Here is a 15,333-nt window from a genome sequence, read left to right as displayed (position 1 = left end):
CGGTGCGTGCGTCGCCGTGGAGGGGCGAGCGGGAGCGGGAGGAGCGGCATCCGGGCGAGCGGGGGCCGGGCGAGCGTGGGCCGGCCGAGCGGGGGCCGGGAGAGCGCGGGTCCGCCGAGCGGGGGCCGGGCGAGCGAGCCGGCGACAGCGGGCAGGTGGCCGTCGAGTTCGTCGGCATGCTGCCGCTGATCCTGCTCACGCTGGTGCTGCTGTGGCAGTGCGTCCTGATCGGCTACACGTACACGCTGGCGGGGAACGCTGCGGACCAGGCGGCGCGGGCGGGAGCGGTGGGCGACGACTGCGCGGCCGCCGGGAAGCGGCACCTGGAGGGCGCGTGGGCCTCGAACGCCGACGCGGGATGCGACCGGGGCGCGGACGGACTGGTGCGGGCGAGGGTGACCCTGCGCGTGCCCGTGCTGTTCCCCGGCGCGGTCAGCTTCCCGTGGCAGGTGGACGGCGAGGCCGCGGCGGTGTGGGAAGGGGACGAGCGATGAGAAGCCTCCTGCGCAGGGGCACGGGCCCGGGCCGGGACCGGGGCCAGGTGGCCGTCGAGTACCTGGGCTTCCTGCCGCTGCTCCTGCTGATCGGCCTCGTCGGCGTCCAGCTCGGCATCGTCGCGTACGCGGCCCAGCAGGCCGGCACGGCGGCCCGGGCCGCGGCGCGGGCGGCGAGCGTGGACGACGAGGACTCCGTACCGGACCCGGAGACGGCGGGGAAGGCGGCGATGAGCGACTGGATCGCACGCCGGAGCGACGTCGACGAGGCCGGCGGAGTCGCCACCGTCACCGTCGAGATCCCCTCCCTCATCCCCTTCTGGGACTTCGAGGACATCCGGAAGACCGCCACCATGCCCGTGCCCGAGGAGGACCAGCCATGAGCCTGCGGGCCCGCATCCACACTCCCGAGGAGAACCGGGCGGGCGGCGCCGGACGGGAGGACGGCCACCTCGTCGCCGCGTTCCGCGCCAAGCTCCTGGAGGAGATCGACCTCACCGAGATGTCCGCGCTCGCCGCCGCCGAGCGCCGGGCCCGCCTCGAACGCGTCCTCGGCCACATCATCAGCCGCGAGGGCCCCGTCCTCTCCACGGCCGAACGCGCCCAGCTGATCCGCCGCGTCGTCGACGAGGCACTCGGACTCGGCGTCCTCGAACCGCTCCTCGAAGACGCCTCCATCACCGAGATCATGGTCAACGGCCCCGACCAGATCTACGTCGAGCGGGCCGGGCGCGTGGAACTGCTGCCGCTGCGGTTCGCCTCCCACGAGCAGCTCATGCAGACCATCGAGCGGATCGTGTCGACCGTCAACCGCCGCGTGGACGAGTCGAACCCGATGGTCGACGCGCGCCTGCCGTCCGGCGAGCGCGTCAACGTCATCATCCCGCCGCTCTCCCTCACCGGCGCCACGCTCACCATCCGCCGCTTCCCCCGCGCGTACACCCTGCACGAGATGATCGGCCTCGGCTCCCTCGACGAGCAGATGCTGCTCCTGCTGTCCGGACTCGTCCAGGCCAAGTTCAACGTCATCGTGTCCGGCGCCACCGGCACCGGGAAGACCACCCTGCTCAACGCCCTGTCCGGGCTCATCCCCGACGGCGAGCGGGTCATCACCATCGAGGACTCCGCCGAACTCCAGCTCCAGCAGTCCCACGTCATCCGCCTCGAAGCCCGCCCGCCGAACATCGAGGGCCGCGGCCAGGTCACCATCCGCGACCTCGTCCGCAACTCGCTGCGCATGCGCCCCGACCGCATCGTGGTCGGCGAGGTCCGCGGCGGCGAGACCCTCGACATGCTCCAGGCCATGTCCACCGGCCACGACGGCTCGCTCGCCACCGTCCACGCCAACTCGGCCGAGGACGCCCTCATGCGCCTGCAGACCCTCGCCTCCATGTCGGAGGTCAAGGTCCCCTTCGAGGCGCTGCGCGACCAGATCAACAGCGCCGTCGACGTCCTCGTCCAGCTCACCCGCCACCCCGACGGCACCCGTCGCGTCACCGAGATCGCGATCCTCGCCTCCAACGGCCGCGAGAGCTACCTCCTCGCCACCGTCTGCCGCTTCGACGCGCGGCCCGTCTCCGCCGACGGCCGCGTGCACGGCGAGTTCTCGTACCACCCGCTGCCGCGCCGCGTCGCCGAACGGCTCTACATGGCGGGCCAGCCCATCCCACAGGCCTTCGGCGTGGCCGCGACCGACGCACAACTCGCCACGCGGGAAGCGAAATAGGGGGAGACCGACCGTGAACCCGACCCTGCTGACCCTGGGGGCCGCACTCGTCTGCTGCGTCCTCGCGGTGGCCGGCGTCCAGCTGTACGCGAGCGGCGCCGCCCAGCGGACCGCGCTGATCGCCCGCCTCTCGCAGACCGCGGGCGAGGCGGCCGAGGGCACCGGCCGGCGCAGGCGGCCCTTCCGGGGCATCGACCGGCGGGTACGGCGCACCCGCCTCGGCCGCAGGCTGGAACTCCGCATCTCCGCCACCGGACTCGACATCACCCCCGGCGAGTTCGTCGTCTCCATGACGCTCACCGTCGCCGTCCTGTGGGCCGCGGGACACGCCTTCCTGTCGCCCTTCTTCGGGCCGATCAGCGGCTTCCTCGGCGTCTGGATCGCGATGGGCTTCCTCAACTGGCAGCGGCAGAAACGCATCGAGAAGTTCATCAACCAGCTCCCCGAACTGTCCCGCATCCTCGCCAACGCCACCCAGGCCGGACTCGCCCTGCGCATGGCGCTCTCGATCGCCGCCGACGAACTGGAGGCGCCCGCCGGCGACGAGCTGGAGAAGGTCGCCCAGCAGCTCGCCGTCGGCACCTCCGTCGACGACGCCCTCGGCGAACTCGCCGAACGCCTCCCGTCCCGCGAACTCGTCGTCCTCGTCACGACCCTGGTCCTCGCCAACCGGGCCGGCGGCACCGTCGTCTCCTCCCTGCGCAACCTCACCGAGACCCTGGAGGAACGCAAGGAGACGAGGCGCGAGGTCCGTACCCAACTGTCGCAGGTGAGCATGACGGCGTACGCCGTCCCGGTCATCGGCGTCGGCTCGCTGCTGCTCATCGACAACATGCAGCCGGGCGCGCTGGACCGGATGACGGGCTCGGGGCTCGGACAGTTCGCCGTCGTCGCGGCCTTCGCGCTGTACGTCGTCGGCTTCGTCGTCATCCGTCGCCTCGCGAAGATCGACGTGTAGGGGCGGCGACGACCATGGACCTCCTCCTCGCGCTGCTCGCCGGCCTCTCCGTGGCCGGCGCCGCCTACGGCATCCGCCTCTACCGCGCCGACGCCAAGCTGCCCACCGACCTCCAGCTCGCCCTCGAGGTCGGCGCCACCCGCACCGGCGCCGTCGACTCCGCCGTCGACCGGCTCGGCATGCGCTGGTCCCCGGCCGTGCTCCGGCTCATGGGCCCCAAGCGCGTCAACTCCGTGCGCCGCCGCATCGACCTCGCCGGCAACCCCGGCGGCCTCACGATCGACCGCTACGGCGCCCGGCGCGCCGTCTACGGCTTCCTGGGCGGCCTCGGCGGACTGCTGATGCTCGGCAGGGGCTCCGTCCTGGTCGCGCTGCTCCTCTTCGCCTTCGGCGCGTTCTGGACGGAGGTCGGCATCTGGTCCGCCGTCCGCATCCGCAAGGACCAGATCGAGCGCACCCTGCCCGACTTCCTCGACGTCCTCGCCGTCGTCGTCTCCGCCGGACTCGGCTTCCGGCAGGCCCTGGAGCGCGTGGCCGACAAGTACGAAGGGCCGTGGGCGGACGAACTGCGCATCACGCTACGGCAGATGGACATGGGCGTCAGCCGGCGCGAGGCCTTCGACGAACTGCGCCGCCGCAACGACTCCGAGCAGGTCGCCCAGTTCGTCACGGCCCTCCAGCAGGGCGAGGAGCTCGGCGCCCCGATCGTCGACACCCTGATCCAGATCGCCAACGACATGCGCCGCACCGACGCCCAGAACGCCCGCCGCAAGGCCGCGAAGGCCGTCCCCAAGGCCACGATGGTCATCACCACCCTCATGGTCCCCGCCACGATGATCCTGCTCGGCGCCGGCCTGTTCCTCGGCACGGGCACGGACCTCGGCTCGGTCACGGGCGAGTGAGGAGGTGCGGGATGCGGTATTCAATGCGTGCGACTGCACATGCTGGCGCCCCGGCAACTGTCGCCCATACACTGCCCCTAGGGAATTCAGCTTCGCGAATGCAATCGAACGGGTGTCGTTCCGGATCGAGCGTGAGGGAGGCGAGACCGTCTCATGAGCCCGACTACACACGGTGATTGGTTCTACGGGCCCTGTGAACAGCACACCCAAACGGCGTACTCTGCCCCCGTCGCCGGACACGGAGGGGAACACCATGAACGACGCGATGCTGAAGGCCCTGACCAAGGCCCAGGCGCACGCGAGTACTTGGTCCGCCAAGGGCGCCGCCCGCGCCCGCTCCCGCGCCGCACGCCGCGGCGACCGGGGGCAGACGGCGGTGGAGTACCTGGGCATCATCGTGGTGGTGGTGGCGATCGTGGTCGCGATCTCGGGGACGAGCATCGGTCAGGACATCAAGGACGCCATCTCGCGCAAGATCACCAGCCTGACCGGCGGTGGGGGCGGTGGCGCGGCGCACTGACGGGACGCCGGCGGAACGACGCAGGGCAGGCGTTTCCCGTCTACATCACGGTGATGGCAGGGCTGCTCTTCCTCGCCTTCGTCTACTTCGCCGTGGCGCAGGCGGCCGTCACCCGCAGCGGCGGACAGACGGCAGCGGACGCCGCCGCGCTCGCCGCGGCACAGGACGCGCGTGAGCAGCTGCGTGACGGCTGGCGCGAGGTGATCCTCGACCCGGAGGCGTGGGACGACTACCTGCGAGGACGGCTGTACGTCCTCGATTCCGCGTGCGACCGGGCCGCGAGGTTCGCGGCCGACAACGGAGCCGCGCTGGCCGAAGGCGACTGCACGGACCGGCCGTCGGGCGGGGACGTGGAATTCCGGGTCCGGGTCAGCACCCTCGGCACCGTGGGCAGCTCGCTCGTACCAGGCACGGAGGACCAGCATGCCGAGGCCACGGCCACGGCCGTCCTGGAACCCCGCTGCCACTTCGAGGCACCCGAGCCGACGCCGGCCCCGCCCACGCCGAGCCAGCCGACTCCTACGGGCTCGGCCACACCTGAGCCGACTCCCACGCCGAGCCCCGAACCGGAGCCGATCACCGGTCTCGTCTGCGGCGACCTCGAGTGGACGATCGACCCCGAAGACCCACAACTGCCGGATGCCGAAGACCTCTTCACCGTTCGACTGACTGACTGACTGAACGACGAGCGAAGGACCTTGGACCATGAATGTTCAGTACGCGAGGAAGGCCCGCAGGGGGGCGGCCGTGGCCCTGGCGGCTGGACTGGCGCTCGTCGTGACCGGGTGCGGCAGCGAGGAGGAGCCCAAGAAGGGACCGGTGGCGGCAACCTCCGCGACTCCGAAAACGGCCGGCCAGGATGCCAAGCCGTCCCCCCCGGCCGATCCCACCGAAGTCCTCGCTGTCCTGAAGGGTCAAGAGGGCCTGGAACTGACGGTGAACGCGGCCACGCGCGACGCCGGTGGCTTCCTGACGGTCAGCGGCCAGCTCAAGAACACCTCGGATGCCGCCGCCCTGATCTCCTCCCACCTCAGCGGAGACGAGACGGAGATCATCAAGCACGGCAATTCACTCGGGGGCGCCACCCTCCTCGACTCCGTCGGCAAGAAGCGCTACTACGTCCTCCGCGACACCGAAGGGCGACCGCTCACCACCACGAGGCTCTCCAGCCTCGAGCCGGGTGCGACGACCAACGTCTTCATGCAGTTCCCGGCCCCGCCCGCCACCACGGCCGAAGTCTCGCTCCAGCTCCCCACCTTCACCCCCGCCACCATCAAACTCTCCTGAGGCGCAGTCATGACGACGACCACACCGCGCCGCCTCGCCGCCCTCTCGGTCACCGTGCTCCTCCTCGCCGGCGGCGTCGGCGGCACCGCCCGTGCCGACGATCCGCCCGGGTCCACGTCCAACGGCGGGCCGCCGCCCGTCATCGACGCGAACTCGCCCGCGCTGATGCTGCCCGACGGTGCCACCCTCGCGCCCGCGAAGGTCCTCGACATCAAGCAGATCGTGGAGGAGGAAGGCGGCGAGCAGCGGCGCGAGGACACCAACGTGGACGTGACCTTCGCCCTCCAGGCAGAGGTCCTCTTCCCCAAGGACAGCGCCAGGCTCAGCCCCGCCGCCACCGCCCGCATCGCCGCCATCGCCGCGGAGATCAACAAGCAGGCCTCGCGGCGCGTCCGCGTCTTCGGGTTCACCGACGACCTCGGCACGTACGAGCACGGTCTGAAGCTCTCCAAGGAGCGCGCCGACGCCGTCCAGCAGGAGCTCGCCAAGAACCTCGACCCGGGCACGACCTTCGACATCCGTGGATACAGCGAGGACTATCCCATCGCCGACAACTCCACCGAGGAAGGGCGGAAGAAGAACCGACGGGTCGAGGTGTCCTTCCCGCGCACCTCCGGCGGGTAGCGGGGCGATGCGCAGGCTCGCGGCCGCCGCGCTCGTCCTCGGGATGCTCGCGACTCCCGCCTCCGCTCCTTCCGTCCCTTCTGCTCCTTACGGCCCTTCTGCTCCTTCAGGACCTCCGTCCCCTTCGCCTGCTCCGACCCGATACCAGGCCGCCCCCGACACCCAGCGCACCCGCACGGGCGCGCTGCTGCCCGGGCCCGGCACGTACGCCGACGACATCGTTAAGGGCGAGACCCGCTCGTACCGCGTCCGTCTCGACGGCAGCACGAACATCTACCTCTCCGCCGTCCTCACCCCCGCGCCCGGCGCCGCCGTCGACGTCGTGGACGGCATCTCGCTGTCCCTGCGCACGCCCTCCGGACTCGCCTGCGGCCTCCGCACCGACGTCCGCTTCTACGGCGACACCGCGCGCCCCGTCGCCGACTACGTCAGCCGGCGCGTCGAACCGGGGCGGGACTGCCAGGAGCCGGGGGAGTACGTCCTCGACGTCGAGGGCGTCGGAAGGGACACCGGCTCCCAGGGGAAGCCGTGGCGCTGGCCGGTGGAGATCGGTTACGTCGAGGAAGCGGCGCCCGGGAGCGATGTCCCGGCCCCGCTCCCGCCCACGGCGTGGTCCACGGAACCGCCCGCCGGAGCGTTCCGCGACGGCGAGACGCGCCCGGTGCGCGGCGGCACCGGGTTCAACGACGCCCCGCCGCTCGCCGGTCCCGGGACCTGGCGGGACGAACTGCGGCCGGGGGAGAGCCGGTTCTACCGGGTGCCGGTCCGCTGGCGGCAGCAGCTCTTCGCGCGGGCACGGTTCGGCAACGCGGAACCGCCGCCCGGCGGCTCCGCCCTGCCGGACGGGCTGCGGCTCGCGCTGTACAACCCGGCGCGCGGAGCCGTCGACGAGCGCAAGGGCCTGTACACGGGCGAGCCCGCCAGCCTCCTCCTCGGTACCGCGCCCGCCGCCTACGCCAACCGCACCCAGGGCGCCACCGAGTCCGTCGGCGCGATGCGCTTCGCCGGCGACTACTACCTCCAGCTCACCCTGGACCGCCGGGCTCCCGCGCCCGTCCCTCTGGCCCTCGACCTCACCGTCGCCACGCCGTCCCCGGCACCCGGCCAGCCCGCCGGTCCCGCCTCCGGCCAGTCCGCCGGTCCCGCCTCCGGCGCGGATTCCGGCCCGGCACCCGGCCTGGATTCCGGCCCGGCTTCCGGCCCGGCTCAGGGCGGGGCCTCGGCAGCCGGTCCGGATCCGGTCCTGCGTGCCGTGGGCATCGCCGGTGTCTCCACCGGAACCGCCCTCGTCGCCTCCCTCGCCGCCTGGCCCCTCCTCTCCTCCCGTCGTCCGCGTCCCCGCTCCCGTCCCCGCTCCCGTCCCCGTGGGCGACACGCGCGCGGGGCGTGACGCCCGGTCCGTCCGGCCGGACGGAGGGGTCAGGTCATCGGGGACCGTGCCCGTCCTCGCCTCCTTTGCCCCCCGCGCCTCCTACGCCCCCCGCGCCTCCAGTGCCGCCAGCGCCGCCCGGATCGTGGCCGTCATGCGGTCCGGGTGGTCGAAGACCTCTCGCGCCGTGAAGCGCAGGACCCGGCGGACGCCCGGGCAGTTCTGCAGCTCGTTGAAGCGGCGGACGTCGCGTTCGTGTGCCGCGCGGGTGCCGTGGTACGCGAAACCCTCGATCTCGACGACGAGGCCGGCGGCGCGGAAGTAGAAGTCGGGGTGCAGCGGACGACCCGTGACGGTGTGCAGGGTCGGCTGGGTCTCGGGGCGCAGTCCCGCGTCGCGCATCCGGAGCCGGGCGACCGTCTCCGCGGGCGAGCCGGAGCCGGCCACCGCGAGCGGCAGCCAGCGGCGGGCCGAGGGGCCGCCCGGGAAGCGGGGCGCGGCGAGTTCGGCGGCCAGCGCCTCGGGGCGGACGAGGGGCGCGCGGTGGAGCCCGGCGACGAAGCGGTGGGACAGCGCCGAGTCCGCGACGACCACGGCCGCCTCCCGGCTGCCGGCCGCCCGTATCAGGTCGCCGACCGTGCGCGCCGCGCTCGTCACCCGCAGCCCGCGCCGGAACGCGCAGTCCTGTTCGGCGAGCCGGGCCGTGCCGTGCACGCGTATCCGGCCATGAACGACTCGGCCGTGACGGGCGCTGAACTCGAGGACGTCGGCGCCGTCCCCCTCCGTCCGCCCGCCCCCGAGGAGTTCGATGCGGTGTGCCGCCGCGGCCGTGCGGTGGCTGCACACCAGCTCGGGCCTGAGCAGTTGGGCCGCCCTGGCCCGCGCCCGCCAGTCCACTTCCTTTCCCGGGACCGCCCACGCGCCCCGCCAGATCCGCTGCCAGCCCTCCACACGCAGCCTCCGGTCGAGCCGCCCCCGCGGCCAGCCCGCGGCGAGCGCCCACACCGTGAGCAGCACCCCGCCTCTGGCGAGGTTCATCAACTCGTACATACGAGCAACGATCCACGGAAGAGCGACACTTCGCACCCCCTGTGGAAAACCCGTCGAAAGACGTCGTCAGGAAAGCGCAAAAGCGGCGGGACGGGGTACTTCGGCGGGAGCATCCTGGTGCCTGGAGCTCTCCTTCGCCGGCTCTCCTGGCCGGCTCCGCTTCGTTTCCGGAATGGGCAGCCGATGACGACCCCGATCCCCGCCACTCCGATCCCCGCGACTCCGATCCCCGCGACTCCGATCCCCGTGACGCCGGTCTCCGCGACTTCGATCCCCGCGACGCCGGTCTCCGCGACCCCGATTCCCGCCACGCCGGTCTCCGCCGAACCGACCCCCGCGAACCCGACTCCCGCTCCCACTCCCAGCGTGCAGCTGGTCAGTGACCTCGTCGCCCGGGTCCCGGAGTTCCGGCCCGCGTTCGACGCGCACGTCTTCCGGCAGGGAGGCGTCCTGCCGCACGTCTTCTTCTGGGACGTCGTGCAGGGCACGGTGGGCGCGTTCCTCGGAGAAGAGGACTGCGCCGTGGACTGGCGGCGGACGCTCGACTTCCTCGAGGAGCAGTGCCGTCGCGGCGAGGTGGGTGTCGACGAGGTGATCGTGACGTCCTTCCTCGGTGACCTGCCGCACCCCCACGAGCCGGGGTACGGGATCGTGCGGCAGCTGGGGCCGGTCATGGCGGCCAGGTTCCTGCGGCTCCGGCCGGGCGGCTGACGGGCGGCTGACGGACGGGGCCGCATAATCGACCGCATGCCCCGCACCACCCCCGGTCCGACCCCCACATCGCCCACCGCACCGCCCCCCGCCACGGCTCCCACCCCGGCCCCCGCCCCGGATTCCGCTCCGGTTCCTGCGCCGTCGGGTCCGCCCTGGGCGGCCCTGGGCGGCTACGCGGCCACCCGTCTCCTCGGGCTCGCCGCGCTCGCGGTCGTCGCGGCGGTCATGGGCAAGGACGGGCTGCACCGGCTCAAGGGGCGCTGGGACGCGGTCTGGTACTCCCGCATCGCCGAGCACGGCTACGGCCACGAGGTGACGCTCCCGAACGGCGACGTCCACTCCGACCTGGCCTTCTTCCCGCTCTTCCCGGCCCTGGAGCGGACGGTCTCGGCCGTCCTCCCGGTCGACACGGCCACCGCCGGGCTGCTCGTCTCGTGGGCCGCCTCGCTCGCCGCGGCATGGGGGATCTACGCGGTGGGCGCGCACGTGGCGGGGCGGCGCGCCGGGGTGGTGCTCGCCGTCCTCTGGGGCGTGTACCCGACGGCGTTCGTGCAGTCGATGGCGTACACGGAGACGCTGTTCACGGCCCTCGCCGCCTGGTCGGTCCTGGCGGTGCTGCGTGGGCGCTGGATCCTGGCGGGCGCCCTGTCGGTGTCCGCCGGGCTGACCCGTCCGACCGCGGCCGCGCTGATCGCGGCGATCGGGGTGACCGCACTCGTCACCGTCGTGCGCGAACGGCGGTTGCGGGGGCCGGTGGTGGCCGGCGCGCTGCTGGCGCCGCTGGGCTGGCTCGCGTACATCGTGTACGTCGGTGTCCGTCAGGGCAGCGTCACCGCCTACTTCGACGTCCAGGCGGCCTGGGGCAACTCCATCGACGGCGGCGTCGCGCTCGCCCGCTTCATCGCGGGTCTGCCGTGGCCCGCGGCGCTCGGCCTGTGTGCCGCGCTCGGGCTGCTCGGCCGGCTGGTCGTGCTCTGCGTGCGGCAGCGGCAGCCGCTTCCGCTGCTGGTGTACACGGTCGCCGTCGTGGTCGTCTCGCTGGTCGGCGCCGCGTACTTCGGGTCCAGGCCGCGGCTGATGATGCCGGCGTTCGGGCTGCTGCTGCCGCCCGCCGTGGCACTCGCCCGGCTCCGTACGCGTACGGCGGTCCCGGTGCTCGGCGCCCTGGCGCTCGCCTCCGCGGTGTACGGGGCCTTCACCCTGCTCGGCTCCGGCCCGCCGTGACGGCCACCCGTCGTCTCCCGGCTCCGTCACCGGCCGGCCCGCCGTGACGGCCACCCGTGACCTGCCGGCCCGCCGTGCCGGTCACCCGTCGTCTCCCGGCTCCGTCACCTGCCGGCCCGCCGTGACGGACACCCGTCACCTACCAGCCCGTCGTGACCGTCACCCGTCACCTCCCGGCTCCGTCATGACCGTCACCCCTCCCCTCCCCTCCCCTCCCCTCCCCTCCCCGCTCCGCCGTCACCATCACGCCCCGTCGCAGCCCCCACCTCGCCATCGTGCCGCCCTCCGCCTCCAGGACGTGCCGGCCGCGCGGGCGGATCATGCCGAGCCGGCCCGGGCGCATGGTGACGACGTCGAGGACGGTCCACGAGCGGTCGAGGTAGGCCACGTCGATCGTGAGGCGCATCCCGAAGGTGTGGATGCTGTTGGTGGGCGTGATGAGCAGGGCGCCCTCGATGCCGTCGCGACCCAGCAGGCCGCGCCGCCGGGCCCGGTACGAGGCCGCGATCTCCAGCGGCACCGGCCCGGTCGGTGTGTGCAGCGTTCCCCGTCCGTCCCGCCAAGTCCTCCCCATGGGGCAGACCCTAGCCCTAGGGTCTGCCCGTGGACGCCCTGTCGCTCGCCCTCGTCGTGGCCGCCGCCCTGTGGGGCGGGGCGGCCGGGCTGCTCGTGCCGCGCGCCGCGTACCGTCTCGCCGTCGCGCCGGAGGAACCCTGGCGGGACGCCTGCCCGGCGGGGCATCCGTTCGCGGGGCCGGCCCGGGGCTGGCTGGGCGGTCCGGGGCGGGCCGGCTGCGCGACCACCCCGGCGCCGCTCACCGCGCCGCTCCTGACGGCGGCGGCCTGCGCCGCGCTCGCCGCGGCGAGCGGTGTGCCCCGGCCGGAGCTCCTGGTGTGGCTGCTCGCGGCACCGTTCGGGACGCTGCTCGCCTTCGTGGACGTACGGGTGCACCGGCTGCCCGACCGGCTGACGCTGCCCCTCGCCGTGGCGCTGCCGCTGTCGCTCGCGGTCGCCGCGCTCTCGCCGTACGCGGCCGGCTCCTGGCCGAACGCCCTGCTGGGGGCGCTGGTACTCGGCGGCGGCTATCTCGTGCTGTTCCTCGTCCACCCCGACGGGATGGGCTTCGGTGACGTGAAGCTGGCGGTGTCGCTGGGCGCGGCCCTCGGCTGGTACGGCTGGGGTGTGCTCTTCCTGGGGGCCTTCGCGGGGTTCCTGCTGGGCGCGCTGTACGGGTTCGGGCTCGTCCTGACCGGCCGGGCGGGGCGTGGGGCGGCGATCCCGTTCGGCCCGTTCATGATCGCGGGCGCTCTCCTGGGGCTGCTGCTCGGCGCGTTCACCGCCCTCCCGTGAGGGCACTCCCTAACATCACCCTATATGCCCCATATGTCGCATGCGCGGACCACCGACGAGAACGTGCCCCTCGACCGGCCGGAGCCCGCGCCGCCCGACCTGGCCGACCCCGCTGACCGGGCCCACCAAGCCCACCGGGGCGACCAGGCCGACCCCTCGGGCCCGCCCGCACGCCGGTACCTGCGGACCGCGCTCATCCCCTGGGTCTGGGCCGCGGGACTCTGCCTCCTGTACGCGACCGTCGCCGTGCGCCGCCACGTCCTCATGCGCACCACCGGCTACGACCTGGGCATCTTCGAGCAGGCCGTCCGTGCCTACGCCGAGCTCCGTGCGCCCGTCGTCCCGCTGCGCGGCGAGGGCTTCAACCTCCTCGGCGACCACTTCCACCCGCTGCTCGCCGTCCTCGCCCCGCTCTACCGGCTGTTTCCCTCGCCGCTCACCCTCCTCGTGGCCCAGTCCGCGCTCCTCGCGCTCGCCGTCGTCCCGCTGGGCCGCTGGGCCGTACGCGTGGTCGGCCCGCGCGGCGCCCACGCCGTCGCCGCCGGATACGGGCTGAGCTGGGGCATCGCCTCCGCCGCCGCCTTCGACTTCCACGAGGTCGCCCTGGCCGTACCGCTGCTCGCCTTCAGCCTGGAGGCGCTCGGCCGGCAGCGGTGGCGGGCCGCCGTCGCCTGGGCCGCGCCGCTGCTCCTCGTCAAGGAGGACCTGGGACTCACCCTCGCCGCCGTCGGCGCGTACATCGTCCTCAAGGGCCGTACGGGCGGGCGCGGCAAAGCCCTCGGCCTCGCCACCGTGGCCGCCGGGCTCGGCGGATCGCTCCTGGAGATCAAGGTCCTGCTGCCCGCCCTCGGCCCCACCGGCGGCTACGCCCACGGCGGCCAGCTCGCCGCCGCCCACGGCTCGCTCCTCTCCGCGCTCGCCCACGGCCCGCTCGACCTGCTGCGGCCCGACATCAAGGCGACCACCCTGATCCTGGTCTTCGCGCCGTCCGCGCTGCTCGCGCTGCGCTCACCGCTCGCGCTGATCGCGCTGCCCACCCTGGGCTGGCGCATGGCATCCGAGAACGGCTTCCACTGGGGCACGGCCTTCCACTACAGCGCGGTCCTCATGCCGGTCGTGTTCGCGGGGCTCCTCGACGTCCTCGGCCGCGAGACCGGCCGGGACAAGGGCCGCGACACCGATCGGAACCAGGGCCGCGGCACCGGCCGCGAGGCCGCCCGCCGCCACGTCCGCGCCGCCCTCGCCACCGTCCTCGCCGTGACCGCCGTCCTGATCCCCTCCTTCCCGCTGGCGCAGCTCGCCCAGCGGGCCACCTGGCGGTCCACCCCGCACCTCGATGCCGCCCGCGCGCTGCTCGCGCGGATCCCCGACGGCGCGACCGTCGCCGCCTCCAACAGGCTGGCCCCGCAGCTCACTTCGCGCTGCACGGTGGTCCTCTTCCCGACCTTCCCGGTCGACGGACGGCTCTACGAGTACCGCCGCGAGGACCTGCCGCGGCCCACCGCCGAATGGATCGTCCACGACCCGCGGACCCCCGAGGCGTGGCCGTACAAGGAAGGCCACTGGCCCTATCCCCTGGAGCAGCAGCGGAAGGAGCTGGCGGCCGCCCGCGAGAAGTACGGGTACGAGGTGGTGGCGGTGCGCGACGGGATCACCCTCCTGCGCCGCGCTGCCGGCCGGAGCGCCGGAACAGCGCCCTGACCTGTGGGGGCGCCCGTGTCGTGCGTCAACCGGGCGACCCGGAGGACGGGTCCCCCGTGGGAGGTACCGATTCCGCCGCCACGCCCGGGCGCAAACCCGCCACAGGCCCTCACAGCCCTTGTGCCGCTTGGGCTCCGGCGAATCCGACGGCGATCGGTCGGCGCAGCGGGCACACAGCACGACTAATGAAGGGTTATGGTGGAAACCCCCCCTCGGGCCGGTCCGTATCCCCCCCACGGACCGGCCCGTTTTCTTGCCTGCCGACCGCCGACCGCCGACCGCCGACCGCCGACCGCCGACCGCCGACCGCCGACCGCCGACCAGCGGGCGGGCGTCAGCCCCGGCCGGCCCAGATGTTGGTGCCCGCGGTGTCGACGGCGAAGGAGTCGATCTCCTTCAGCTCCTCCTCCGACAGCGGCGCCCCGGCCAGCGCGGCCACGTTCTCCTCCAGCTGCGCCACGCTGGACGCGCCGATCAGCGCCGACGTCATCCGCGGGTCGCGCAGCACCCACGACAGCGCCAGCTGGGCCAGCGACTGCCCGCGCCGCTGCGCGATGTCCGCCAGGCCGTGCAGCCGCCGCAGCACCTCCTCGGACAGCAGGCCCGGGTCGAGGGACTTGCCCTGGGTGGCCCGGGAGCCCTCAGGGATGCCCGTCAGGTACTTGTTCGTGAGCAGGCCCTGCGCGAGCGGCACGAAGGAGATGCAGCCCATGCCGGCCGCCTCCAGCGTGTCGAGCAGGCCGTCCTCCTCCGTCCACCGGTTGATCATCGAGTAGGACGGCTGGTGGATCAGGGCGGGGACGCCCATCTCCCGGAGGATCCGGGCGGCCTCGGCGGTCTGCTCGCTGGTGTACGAGGAGACGCCGACGTACAGCGCCTTGCCCTGCTGCACCGCGGAGGCCAGCGCGCCCATCGTCTCCTCGAGCGGGGTCTCCGGGTCGAAGCGGTGCGAGTAGAAGATGTCGACGTAGTCGAGGCCCATCCGCTTCAGGGAGGCGTCGAGCGAGGACATCAGGTACTTGCGGGAGCCCCACTCGCCGTACGGCCCCGGGTGCATCAGGTAGCCGGCCTTCGTCGAGACGATCAGCTCGTCCCGGTACGGCGCGAAGTCCTGGGCGAAGATCTTGCCGAAGTTCAGCTCGGCGGAGCCGGGCGGCGGTCCGTAGTTGTTGGCCAGGTCGAAATGGGTGACGCCCAGGTCGAAGGCGCGGCGCAGGATCGCGCGCTGCGAGTCGAGGGTGCGGTCGTCGCCGAAGTTGTGCCAGAGGCCCAGCGAGATCGCGGGGAGCCTGAGGCCGCTGCGGCCCGTACGCCGGTACTCCATGGCGTCGTAGCGCTCCGCGGCGGCGCGGTAGAGGGGGGAATCAGTCACGTATCTCTGCTTATCACGGACTTGTGACAGTCCCGGGCTGGG

The 15,333-nt window shown here is 73.4% G+C and carries 17 protein-coding genes; 14 read left to right on the top strand and 3 right to left on the bottom strand.

The window, feature by feature from the left end; genetic code table 11:
* The first annotated feature begins 2 nt into the window (after positions 1-2).
* From ACFVGS_RS20595 to ACFVGS_RS20550, 10 genes are all read left to right on the top strand, one after another.
* Complete coding sequence (locus tag ACFVGS_RS20595) at positions 3-494, top strand: TadE/TadG family type IV pilus assembly protein (RefSeq protein WP_385693268.1); 492 nt, start codon at positions 3-5, stop codon at positions 492-494.
* Positions 491-877 (top strand): TadE/TadG family type IV pilus assembly protein, encoded by a 387-nt coding sequence (locus ACFVGS_RS20590; RefSeq protein WP_385693267.1) that lies wholly within the window; start codon positions 491-493, stop codon positions 875-877. The genes ACFVGS_RS20595 and ACFVGS_RS20590 overlap by 4 nt, the downstream gene beginning before the upstream one ends.
* On the top strand, positions 874-2,220 hold the full coding sequence (locus tag ACFVGS_RS20585) for a CpaF family protein (RefSeq protein WP_385693266.1): 1,347 nt from the start codon (positions 874-876) through the stop codon (positions 2,218-2,220). The genes ACFVGS_RS20590 and ACFVGS_RS20585 overlap by 4 nt, the downstream gene beginning before the upstream one ends.
* Before the next feature lie 13 nt (positions 2,221-2,233).
* Positions 2,234-3,178 (top strand): type II secretion system F family protein, encoded by a 945-nt coding sequence (locus tag ACFVGS_RS20580; RefSeq protein ID WP_384418755.1) that lies wholly within the window; start codon positions 2,234-2,236, stop codon positions 3,176-3,178.
* A 14-nt stretch (positions 3,179-3,192) separates the two neighbouring features.
* Positions 3,193-4,080, top strand: a complete 888-nt coding sequence (locus tag ACFVGS_RS20575) for a DUF5936 domain-containing protein (protein WP_384418752.1) — start codon at positions 3,193-3,195, stop codon at positions 4,078-4,080.
* Between the two features lie 253 nt (positions 4,081-4,333).
* The gene (locus ACFVGS_RS20570) at positions 4,334-4,600 is read left to right on the top strand and encodes a Flp family type IVb pilin (protein ID WP_385693265.1); all 267 of its coding nucleotides are present in this window, start codon (positions 4,334-4,336) and stop codon (positions 4,598-4,600) included.
* A 53-nt stretch (positions 4,601-4,653) separates the two neighbouring features.
* Complete coding sequence (locus tag ACFVGS_RS20565) at positions 4,654-5,277, top strand: hypothetical protein (RefSeq protein ID WP_385693264.1); 624 nt, start codon at positions 4,654-4,656, stop codon at positions 5,275-5,277.
* Positions 5,278-5,305: 28 nt separating this feature from the next.
* Entirely contained in the window at positions 5,306-5,887 is a 582-nt protein-coding gene (locus ACFVGS_RS20560) for a hypothetical protein (protein WP_385693263.1), read from the top strand.
* Between the two features lie 9 nt (positions 5,888-5,896).
* The gene (locus ACFVGS_RS20555; RefSeq protein WP_384418740.1) at positions 5,897-6,511 is read left to right on the top strand and encodes an OmpA family protein; all 615 of its coding nucleotides are present in this window, start codon (positions 5,897-5,899) and stop codon (positions 6,509-6,511) included.
* A 7-nt stretch (positions 6,512-6,518) separates the two neighbouring features.
* The gene (locus tag ACFVGS_RS20550; RefSeq protein WP_385693262.1) at positions 6,519-7,901 is read left to right on the top strand and encodes a hypothetical protein; all 1,383 of its coding nucleotides are present in this window, start codon (positions 6,519-6,521) and stop codon (positions 7,899-7,901) included.
* Positions 7,902-7,982: 81 nt separating this feature from the next.
* Here the strand turns inward: ACFVGS_RS20550 and ACFVGS_RS20545 are convergent, their stop codons facing one another.
* Positions 7,983-8,918, bottom strand: coding sequence for an endonuclease domain-containing protein (locus ACFVGS_RS20545; RefSeq protein ID WP_385693261.1), 936 nt, complete (start codon positions 8,916-8,918; stop codon positions 7,983-7,985).
* A gap of 378 nt (positions 8,919-9,296) precedes the next feature.
* Here ACFVGS_RS20545 and ACFVGS_RS20540 point away from each other — a divergent pair, with 378 nt between their 5' ends.
* Positions 9,297-9,641 carry a hypothetical protein gene (locus ACFVGS_RS20540; protein ID WP_384418732.1) on the top strand — a complete coding sequence of 115 codons (345 nt, stop codon included), beginning with the start codon at positions 9,297-9,299 and terminating at the stop codon, positions 9,639-9,641.
* A 36-nt stretch (positions 9,642-9,677) separates the two neighbouring features.
* The gene (locus ACFVGS_RS20535) at positions 9,678-10,868 is read left to right on the top strand and encodes a hypothetical protein (protein WP_385693260.1); all 1,191 of its coding nucleotides are present in this window, start codon (positions 9,678-9,680) and stop codon (positions 10,866-10,868) included.
* 166 nt (positions 10,869-11,034) lie between these two features.
* Here the strand turns inward: ACFVGS_RS20535 and ACFVGS_RS20530 are convergent, their stop codons facing one another.
* Complete coding sequence (locus ACFVGS_RS20530; protein ID WP_385693259.1) at positions 11,035-11,442, bottom strand: DUF192 domain-containing protein; 408 nt, start codon at positions 11,440-11,442, stop codon at positions 11,035-11,037.
* 38 nt (positions 11,443-11,480) lie between these two features.
* On the opposite strand from ACFVGS_RS20530, the gene ACFVGS_RS20525 reads away from it, so the two are divergent.
* Positions 11,481-12,218, top strand: coding sequence for a prepilin peptidase (locus ACFVGS_RS20525; RefSeq protein ID WP_385693286.1), 738 nt, complete (start codon positions 11,481-11,483; stop codon positions 12,216-12,218).
* A gap of 24 nt (positions 12,219-12,242) precedes the next feature.
* Positions 12,243-13,919 carry a DUF2079 domain-containing protein gene (locus ACFVGS_RS20520; protein ID WP_385693258.1) on the top strand — a complete coding sequence of 559 codons (1,677 nt, stop codon included), beginning with the start codon at positions 12,243-12,245 and terminating at the stop codon, positions 13,917-13,919.
* Between the two features lie 334 nt (positions 13,920-14,253).
* On the opposite strand, the gene mgrA is transcribed toward ACFVGS_RS20520, so the two are convergent.
* The gene (mgrA, locus tag ACFVGS_RS20515; RefSeq protein WP_384418718.1) at positions 14,254-15,291 is read right to left on the bottom strand and encodes an L-glyceraldehyde 3-phosphate reductase; all 1,038 of its coding nucleotides are present in this window, start codon (positions 15,289-15,291) and stop codon (positions 14,254-14,256) included.
* Positions 15,292-15,333 lie beyond the last annotated feature (42 nt).

The sequence above is a fragment of the Streptomyces sp. NPDC127114 genome, from assembly GCF_042677525.1.
Lineage (GTDB): Bacteria > Actinomycetota > Actinomycetes > Streptomycetales > Streptomycetaceae > Streptomyces.
This window is presented reverse-complemented; position numbering and strand designations above follow the sequence as displayed.

Bases quoted from the DNA above. Each gene is read 5' to 3' on its own strand.
- ACFVGS_RS20535 (WP_385693260.1), top strand. From the start codon at position 9,678: ATGCCCCGCACCACCCCCGGTCCGACCCCCACATCGCCCACCGCACCG.
- ACFVGS_RS20530 (WP_385693259.1), bottom strand. From the start codon at position 11,442: ATGGGGAGGACTTGGCGGGACGGACGGGGAACGCTGCACACACCGACC.
- ACFVGS_RS20520 (WP_385693258.1), top strand. From the start codon at position 12,243: ATGCCCCATATGTCGCATGCGCGGACCACCGACGAGAACGTGCCCCTC.
- ACFVGS_RS20545 (WP_385693261.1), bottom strand. From the start codon at position 8,918: ATGAACCTCGCCAGAGGCGGGGTGCTGCTCACGGTGTGGGCGCTCGCC.
- ACFVGS_RS20565 (WP_385693264.1), top strand. From the start codon at position 4,654: ATGGCAGGGCTGCTCTTCCTCGCCTTCGTCTACTTCGCCGTGGCGCAG.
- ACFVGS_RS20575 (WP_384418752.1), top strand. From the start codon at position 3,193: ATGGACCTCCTCCTCGCGCTGCTCGCCGGCCTCTCCGTGGCCGGCGCC.
- ACFVGS_RS20560 (WP_385693263.1), top strand. From the start codon at position 5,306: ATGAATGTTCAGTACGCGAGGAAGGCCCGCAGGGGGGCGGCCGTGGCC.
- ACFVGS_RS20550 (WP_385693262.1), top strand. From the start codon at position 6,519: ATGCGCAGGCTCGCGGCCGCCGCGCTCGTCCTCGGGATGCTCGCGACT.
- ACFVGS_RS20590 (WP_385693267.1), top strand. From the start codon at position 491: ATGAGAAGCCTCCTGCGCAGGGGCACGGGCCCGGGCCGGGACCGGGGC.
- ACFVGS_RS20555 (WP_384418740.1), top strand. From the start codon at position 5,897: ATGACGACGACCACACCGCGCCGCCTCGCCGCCCTCTCGGTCACCGTG.
- ACFVGS_RS20585 (WP_385693266.1), top strand. From the start codon at position 874: ATGAGCCTGCGGGCCCGCATCCACACTCCCGAGGAGAACCGGGCGGGC.
- ACFVGS_RS20570 (WP_385693265.1), top strand. From the start codon at position 4,334: ATGAACGACGCGATGCTGAAGGCCCTGACCAAGGCCCAGGCGCACGCG.